This is a genomic window from Niastella sp. (assembly GCF_045805085.1).
GTDB lineage: Bacteria > Bacteroidota > Bacteroidia > Chitinophagales > Chitinophagaceae > Niastella.
Genome location: NZ_JBJMLX010000364.1, coordinates 1 through 7,657, shown reverse-complemented (window position 1 = coordinate 7,657; position 7,657 = coordinate 1). Strand labels below are relative to the sequence as shown.

Here is a 7,657-nt window from a genome sequence, read left to right as displayed (position 1 = left end):
CGCTGGACACTCACCCATCAGGTTGATTTGCTGAACCTGCCCGTTAACCAGGTGGCGGAAGTAAGCAGCATTGGCGATCAGAGTGCCGAAATGCTGGAGCTGTTAAACCATAAACACATAGCCATGGGCACCAGGCTGGAAGTAAAGAAAAAGTTTGCCTTTGATAATTCACTTGAAATAAAGATCAAAAATCAATCCGTAACCATTAGTGAACACGTAGCAAAAAACGTATTTGTGAAATATGATGAATAGAATAAAGGGGGAAGCCTCGTTAAGTGATGTACACGAAAGCGTTGATGTATCCCGGAAAAAAATTGGCTGGAAAAGGGCTTTTGCATTTTTCGGCCCCGCTTATCTCGTTAGTGTAGGCTATATGGACCCAGGCAACTGGGCTACCGACCTGGCCGGTGGCAGCCAGTTCGGCTACTCGCTTTTATGGGTGTTGTTGATGAGTAACCTGATGGCGTTACTGTTGCAAGGGCTTTCCGCCCGCCTGGGTATTGTACGGGGGCGCGATCTGGCGCAGGCTAACCGCGAAGCGTACGCCCGCCCCGTAAACCTTATGCTGTATGTGCTGGCAGAAATTGCCATTGCCGCCTGCGACCTGGCCGAAGTGCTGGGGATGGCCATTGGTATTCAATTGCTCACCGGCCTGCCTTTGATCTGGGGGGTGGCTATCACTGTGCTCGATACTATTCTGTTGCTATTATTACAACAACTGGGCATCCGTAAAATGGAAGCCTTTATCATTGGGCTTATCGCCATCATTGGGTTATCATTCCTTGCCGAGATCATTATTGCCAGTCCATCACCGGCTGCAGTGGCAACGGGTTTCATTCCGCGTTTCCCCAACGCCAATGCCCTGTATATTGCCATTGGGATCATTGGGGCCACGGTTATGCCGCATAACTTATACCTGCACTCCGCCCTGGTGCAAACCCGTAAGATCAGCAGAACAAGGGAAGGCATAAAGCAGGCATTAAAGTTCAACTTCATTGATTCAACCATAGCCCTGAACCTCGCCTTCCTGGTGAATGCAGCCATTTTGATCCTGGCCGCCAAGGTATTTTTTGAAAGCGGGTTGACCCATGTGGCTGAAATAAAAGACGCGCACCGTTTGCTTGACCGCCTGTTGGGTAACAAATTTGCACCCATATTATTTGCGCTGGCGCTTATCGCTGCCGGACAAAGCTCTACAGTTACGGGCACGCTGGCCGGACAAATAGTAATGGAAGGCTACCTGCGCCTGCGCATCAATCCCTGGATGCGCCGCCTGCTCACCCGGTTATTAGCAATCATTCCTGCTATATTGGTAATTGCCATTGCGGGTGAACATCAGGTTGACAGCCTGCTGGTTTTAAGCCAGGTTATCCTAAGTATGCAATTGGGCTTTGCCATCATTCCGCTGATCCATTTTGTAAGCGATAAAAAAACAATGGGTGAGTTTGCCATCAAACGGTATGTGCAGTTTGTTGCCTGGGTAGTGACCGCCATCCTCGTATACCTGAACATCCGCATGGTGCTCAACGAAGCAGGTGATGTATTTGCCAACTCAGGTAATATTGCCTGGAAAATATTGATCATTGCCGGTGGAGCGGCATTTATCGTGTTGCTGGTTTACATTATTTTCCATCCGCTTATCAGTAAAAGACCAAAGGAAACATCTATTACCATGCACCCGCATATAGAAGGGTTACAACAACTCGCTATTCCCAGTTACAAAAAGATTGCGGTGGCATTGGATTTTGGTGAGCACGACAATACGTTGCTGTCGCATGCCATTGGGCAGGGTCAGGGTAATGCAGAATACCTGTTGATTCATGTGGTGGAAAGCGCCTCGGCACGTTTGCTGGGGAAGGACAGCAACGATTATGAAACGCAAAATGACCTGGCCCGTTTACAATTGTATGTACAACAATTACACGAACAGGGCCTTACTGCCACCAGTCATTTAGGTTTTCGCAACCGGGCCGGCGAAATTATTCGCATCATAAACGAAGCCCAGGCCGATATGTTAGTGATTGGTGCGCACAGACACAGCGGGTTACAGGATTGGTTGTACGGGGAAACGATCAATTCCGTGAGGCATGAGTTGAAGATCCCTATTCTCGTGGTTAATTTATAAGACAGTTGAAAGTTCAACGTTTAAAGTTGAAAGTTTTAAAGGCGCCCTTGAACTTTGAACTTAAAACCATAAACTATTTCTTCTGAAGCAACAGATGCTTCAACCTACTAAAAGTCTCCGGTTTAATACTAAGGTAAGAGGCTAAAACTTTCTGCGGAACCCGTTGCAACATATGCGGGTGATTGTTCATGTATTCTATAAAGCGTTCGCGGGTGGAGGTGTTTAACTGATCGAAATAGCGGGCGTCTTTTTTAGTGAACATTTCCATAATGATGATGCGGCCCAGCTTTTCCGCTTCAGGAAATTTATTCATAGCCTCGTTCATGTGATCGTGGCGGATGGACACTAATACGGTAGGCTCCAGCGTTTGAATAACCACTTCTGACGGTACCCGGTGGTGGAAAGAGATCTCAGATTGAATAAAATGCCCTTCGGTGGCCAGTTGCAGGGTTACTTCACCCCTGATGGAAGAAGCTACATATTTACGAACGAGGCCTTTTATTACCACACTCAGGTAGTCCTCCATTTCGCCTTGGTTTACCAGTTTCTTTTTTTTATCAAATTGGCGGATTTCCAGATAAGGTATCAATTGTTCCATCCCCTCGCGGCTCACACTTGAAAACCGCTTCAGGTATCCCAGGAGTTGTTCGTAACATTCCCGGGCAACAATGTTTTTGTCCCCCATAACAATTCATCATTTAAGATAAGGAGCATCTGATTTTTTACTTCTCAACAAATGCTTAAGCCGGCTGAACGTTTCCGGTTTTATGTTCAGGTAAGATGCCAGGTACTTTTGCGGCACCCGTTGAAACAATTCCGGGTTATCGTTCATAAAGCGCAAAAATCGCTCTTTTGTATTATACCTGATGCGTTCCAGTTCCCATACCTCTTTCTGTAAAAACAATTCGGTAATGATCAGGCGACTTAAACGTTCCAATTTAGGGTAGCGGCTGTATAACTGTTCAGCTCTGTCGTGGGCCAGGGAGTAAAAAGTGGTAGGCTCAATGGTCTCAATTACGTAGGTAGACGGCATTCCGGAAAAATACGATACGGAAGAAGAGATCAGCTCTCCTTCTTTCGCTATCTGGGTTATTATCTCTTCTTTGCCTTTTAGAAAAAATTTTCGGGCTAACCCTTTTATCACGAAGTATAAATACTTCTCAGATTCCCCAATGTCAGTTAGCCGAACTTTTTTATCAACCTGTCTTACTTCAATCGAATTGATAAGAGCCTCCAGTTCTTCTGCCGGAAGATCGATAAACTGGTCTATATACTTTTGTAATATAGCAACCATACTGCAAGTTAGAATTTATCAACAATTATTAGTTTGGTTTAACCGGGAGCCTCATTTTTATAAGTACAACTATGTACCTGGCAATGGAAAAAACATCATTCCTGTACGCTGTTTGGGAGCTAAAAAGCCTTTTGCGCATTTGGCCATTCTGCTGTAGGTTTGCACCCTTATTTGAAGGCAAAAAAAAAGCATCTATGGCACAAAAAATCAATGTACAGAATCCTGTTGTAGAACTGGATGGCGATGAAATGACACGCATTATCTGGAAGTTCATCAAGGACAAACTCATCCTTCCCTACGTTAATGTCGATATTAAATACTTCGACCTGGGTGTTGAATACCGCGACAAAACCAGCGACCAGGTTACTATTGATGCCGCCAATGCTATCAAACAGTATGGCGTAGGGATCAAATGTGCTACTATTACCCCCGACGAGGCCCGCGTTAAAGAGTTCTCCCTGAAACAAATGTGGAAGAGCCCCAATGGTACCATCCGTAACATCCTGGACGGTACAGTTTTCCGTGAGCCCATCGTAATCAACAATATCCCCCGCCTGGTAACCAACTGGACTGCCCCCATCATCGTTGGCCGTCACGCTTTTGGCGATCAATACCGCGCTACCGATACTGTAATCAAAGGAAAAGGCAAACTCACCATGACCTTTACGCCCGAAGGCGGTGGCGAACCACAAACTTTTGAAGTATTCAATTTTAAAGGTGATGGCGTTGCCATGACCATGTACAATACCGACGAAAGCATTAAGGGTTTTGCCCGTAGCTGCTTTAATATGGCCCTCGCAAAAAAATGGCCTTTGTACCTGAGTACTAAAAATACCATCCTCAAAAAATACGACGGCCGTTTCAAAGATATTTTTGAAGAGATCTTTAACAACGAGTTCAAACAAGCCTTCGACGCTGCCGGTATCGTGTATGAGCACCGCCTGATCGATGACATGGTTGCAAGCGCCCTGAAATGGAACGGCAATTTTGTTTGGGCCTGCAAAAACTACGATGGCGACGTTCAAAGCGACACAGTTGCGCAAGGTTTTGGTTCTCTGGGCTTAATGACGTCTGTGTTAATTACCCCCGACGGCAAAACCATGGAAGCTGAAGCTGCCCATGGCACTGTAACACGCCACTATCGCGACCACCAGAAAGGTAAACCAACCAGCACCAACCCCATCGCATCTATCTTTGCATGGACAAGAGGTTTGGCCTTCCGCGGTAAACTGGACGGCAACCAGGCTCTTATCGACTTCTGCAACACATTAGAGTCTACTTGTATAGAAACAGTTGAAAGTGGTAAAATGACTAAAGACCTGGCCGTTTGTATTCATGGAAATAAGGTAGAACATGGAAAAGATTTCCTGTATACGGAAGAGTTCCTGGATGCTATCGATACCAACCTGAAGAAGAAAATGGGTCTGTAATACACATCAGATCAACGAAATAAACAGGTTATATATAAAAAAAAAGCGTTCCGTTTTAAGCGGAGCGCTTTTTTATTTGCTCCTCAAAAAATTTTTCAAAGTTTTTGGGGATTTTTTTATTTCTCCCAAAAAGAAGGCCCTCCCGAACAGACGGGAAGACCTTTTGTGATGATAATACCCCTTAACTTATCTTTTACCCTCCGTCCGCAAGCTGGCGGAGAGGAGTTTATTAGTTTATTGGTTTATTAGTTCGTTAGTTATCCGTTTTCCGGTTTCAGGGCCCTGAGCGAAGTCGGTCTGAGATTTTGTAGCCAACGTCAGCCTCCCTGTTCAACTATCCTTGCGTCGCACTCTTCAACGTTCGGTTCGCTATTCTGCCGGATTCCACATTTTGCACAATCGCGAGCAAGCCAACAGTTGGAAAATTCCATTTCACGTTTCACGACTTCACTACCTAAATTATGCCCGACACCCCCTATTACCGTAGAATTACTGTTAACAAAACCATAAAGGTCTTCTCCCTGGCTGGAAATGGGAGAAGACCAGTAATGATTGATTAAACCTAAACTATGTACAGAAAAGATGCAGAAACCACTTTACTTGCTTAGCGGTTAATCATCACCTTGTTATACAGGGTCGATGATCTTTTTAATTGACAGGCCACGCAATAAATCCGTTGCGCCCTCAGTTTAGTAAGAGTGTTAAAGATTCAATAATGTATGTGAAAACATTGAAGCATGCAGGAGAAGCGGTGTGATTTTTTCATAAGTTACAGCTTGTATGCCAATGTAAAATAGCATCAGGAACACGGGCTTAAATATTACAGTAAAAAATATTTTGCCATTAGTTTTAAAAGCCCGAACGTTAAAGACAGAATGTGAAAAATACGATCCCGCTATAAAAATTTTCTTGCCAGGGGAACGCCTATGTACACGTGAAGGATTAAACAAAGTACGGCCGGCGTTCCTATTTTATTTTAATAGAAAAAGGCCTTGCCGATGCATCGGGAAGGCCTTTTTCTTAAGCGCAATTTCATATTACTTTTTCTTATCAGCTCTTGCTTTCAAAGTAGCCACCGGCATTGTTATCATACGGCCAATAGGTTCTTTGCGCCTGTACGTAATCACCCGCATGGTACTTGCATCTTTGGGCACCAGCACCGGCTGCGTGTATTTGGGATAAAAACGATCGGGGAATGAATTATCAAAACTGTAATAAATATCCAGCCCTTCTATTTCAGTGCTCAGATCTACCTTCAGCAGATCCCCCTCTTTGTTCACATCAAAAATAGGATCATACATGCTGGGCGCATACTTGACCTCGGCTACATCAAAACGCGCGAAGTGGTCTTCCACCCGGCGTATAAAGTCGTTCCAGTTCTTTTTGTCAGCAGGCGACCAAACACATTCAGCCACCGCAAAAGCGCGCGGCCAGGTCATATACTCCGCATGACGCATATTATATATTTGTTCTGTCCACAGGTTGGCTTGTCCGCCCTTGATATATTTAGGATCCACACCTTCGGGAACCGGTTCAAACTGGTAGCTGCTTTTTAACCGTACCGTTTTATAAACCGGGGGCTCAATAGCGCCATCACCCTGCATCAGGTCAATGTATACATTATTATTAGGGCTCATCACTACATCATGCTGCATTTTAGCCGCTTCTGCCCCACCCTTTGAACCACGCCAGCTCATAACCGCTGCATTGGGCGCCAGGCCGCCTTCCAGGATCTCATCCCAGCCAATCAGTTTCTTTCCTTTCGCTTCAATGATCTTCTCCACTTTCTTTACAAAAAAGCTTTGCACTTCATGCATATCCTTTAACCCTTCCTTTTGCATCAACTGCTTTATAGCATCGCTTTTCTCCCAGAAATTCTTTGCGCACTCATCACCGCCCATATGAATGTATTCAAAGGGGAACAGCTGCGCTATTTCGGTGAACACTTTATCCAGCACATCATATACTTTATCATTGGCGGGACATAGGGTATTATCAACCAGCGCATAAAACCCGGTATCGGTCCATTGCATGAATTTTTCGCCTGCACTAACATGGTAATTACCGGGTGTGCACGACAATTCAGGATAGCTGGCTACTGCAGCCATGCTGTGACCGGGCACATCTATTTCGGGGAGAATATTCACAAAGCGGTCAGCCGCATATTTTATCAGCTCCTTCATATCATCCTGCGTATAAAAACCGCCATAGGTACGGGGTTCATTTTCTGCCGGCGGCGTTAGGGTGCCGAATGTACCGGTTCTATCTACCCGCCAGGCGCCTACTTCGGTTAATTTAGGCAGCGATTTTATTTCAATACGCCAGCCCTGGTCATCGGTGAGGTGTAAGTGCAGTAAATTATATTTATACTTCACCATTTCGTCGATGTACTCTTTTACCTGTTCTTTGGTAAAGAAGTGACGCGCCACATCAAACATCAGACCCCGCCAGGCAAAACGTGGGTAATCGGTAATATGCACGCCGGGAATAACCCAGGCGGTTTTCTTTACCACCGACTTGCTTTCTATTTCTTTGGGAAGTAGTTGGACCAAAGTTTGCACCGCATAAAACAAGCCGGCAGGGTCGTTGGCAGAAACCCGCACCCCGGCAGCAGACACATCAATCGTATAGCCTTCTTTTCCTAGGTTTTTATCGGCATTACGGTTCAGGATAAAACTGATTACATTGGTTTTAACCGCCGGCGCTGCCGGCGCCAGGGTAAAACCGGTGGCCTTTTTTACCTGGCTGGTAAAATAACCGGCAACGCGTTGCACATCGGTATTTTTAGCATCGGCCACTATTTTGGTT

The 7,657-nt window shown here is 45.4% G+C and carries 6 protein-coding genes; 3 read left to right on the top strand and 3 right to left on the bottom strand.

What is annotated here, in order from left to right; genetic code table 11:
• Both ACJ751_RS18870 and ACJ751_RS18865 read left to right on the top strand, forming a co-directional pair.
• Positions 1 to 252: FeoA family protein (locus ACJ751_RS18870; protein ID WP_407747073.1), on the top strand; the 252-nt coding region annotated here is incomplete at its 5' end.
• Complete coding sequence (locus ACJ751_RS18865; protein WP_407747072.1) at positions 242 to 2,125, top strand: Nramp family divalent metal transporter; 1,884 nt, start codon at positions 242 to 244, stop codon at positions 2,123 to 2,125. The genes ACJ751_RS18870 and ACJ751_RS18865, both read left to right, overlap by 11 nt.
• A 73-nt stretch (positions 2,126 to 2,198) precedes the next feature.
• Here the strand turns inward: ACJ751_RS18865 and ACJ751_RS18860 are convergent, their stop codons facing one another.
• Together ACJ751_RS18860 and ACJ751_RS18855 are read right to left on the bottom strand one after the other, a co-directional pair.
• A complete protein-coding gene (locus ACJ751_RS18860) occupies positions 2,199 to 2,810 on the bottom strand; it encodes a Crp/Fnr family transcriptional regulator (protein ID WP_407747071.1) in 612 nt (203 codons plus the stop codon).
• A gap of 9 nt (positions 2,811 to 2,819) precedes the next feature.
• Entirely contained in the window at positions 2,820 to 3,419 is a 600-nt protein-coding gene (locus tag ACJ751_RS18855; protein ID WP_407747070.1) for a Crp/Fnr family transcriptional regulator, read from the bottom strand.
• A gap of 194 nt (positions 3,420 to 3,613) precedes the next feature.
• On the opposite strand from ACJ751_RS18855, the gene ACJ751_RS18850 reads away from it, so the two are divergent.
• Positions 3,614 to 4,849, top strand: a complete 1,236-nt coding sequence (locus tag ACJ751_RS18850; RefSeq protein WP_407747069.1) for an isocitrate dehydrogenase (NADP(+)) — start codon at positions 3,614 to 3,616, stop codon at positions 4,847 to 4,849.
• 1,037 nt (positions 4,850 to 5,886) lie between these two features.
• On the opposite strand, the gene ACJ751_RS18845 is transcribed toward ACJ751_RS18850, so the two are convergent.
• Positions 5,887 to 7,657: beta-N-acetylhexosaminidase (locus ACJ751_RS18845; protein ID WP_407747068.1), on the bottom strand; the 1,771-nt coding region annotated here is incomplete at its 5' end.

Coding starts and splice junctions, on each gene's coding strand:
- ACJ751_RS18865 (WP_407747072.1), top strand. CDS start 242: ATGATGAATAGAATAAAGGGGGAAGCCTCGTTAAGTGATGTACACGAA.
- ACJ751_RS18860 (WP_407747071.1), bottom strand. CDS start 2,810: ATGGGGGACAAAAACATTGTTGCCCGGGAATGTTACGAACAACTCCTG.
- ACJ751_RS18855 (WP_407747070.1), bottom strand. CDS start 3,419: ATGGTTGCTATATTACAAAAGTATATAGACCAGTTTATCGATCTTCCG.
- ACJ751_RS18850 (WP_407747069.1), top strand. CDS start 3,614: ATGGCACAAAAAATCAATGTACAGAATCCTGTTGTAGAACTGGATGGC.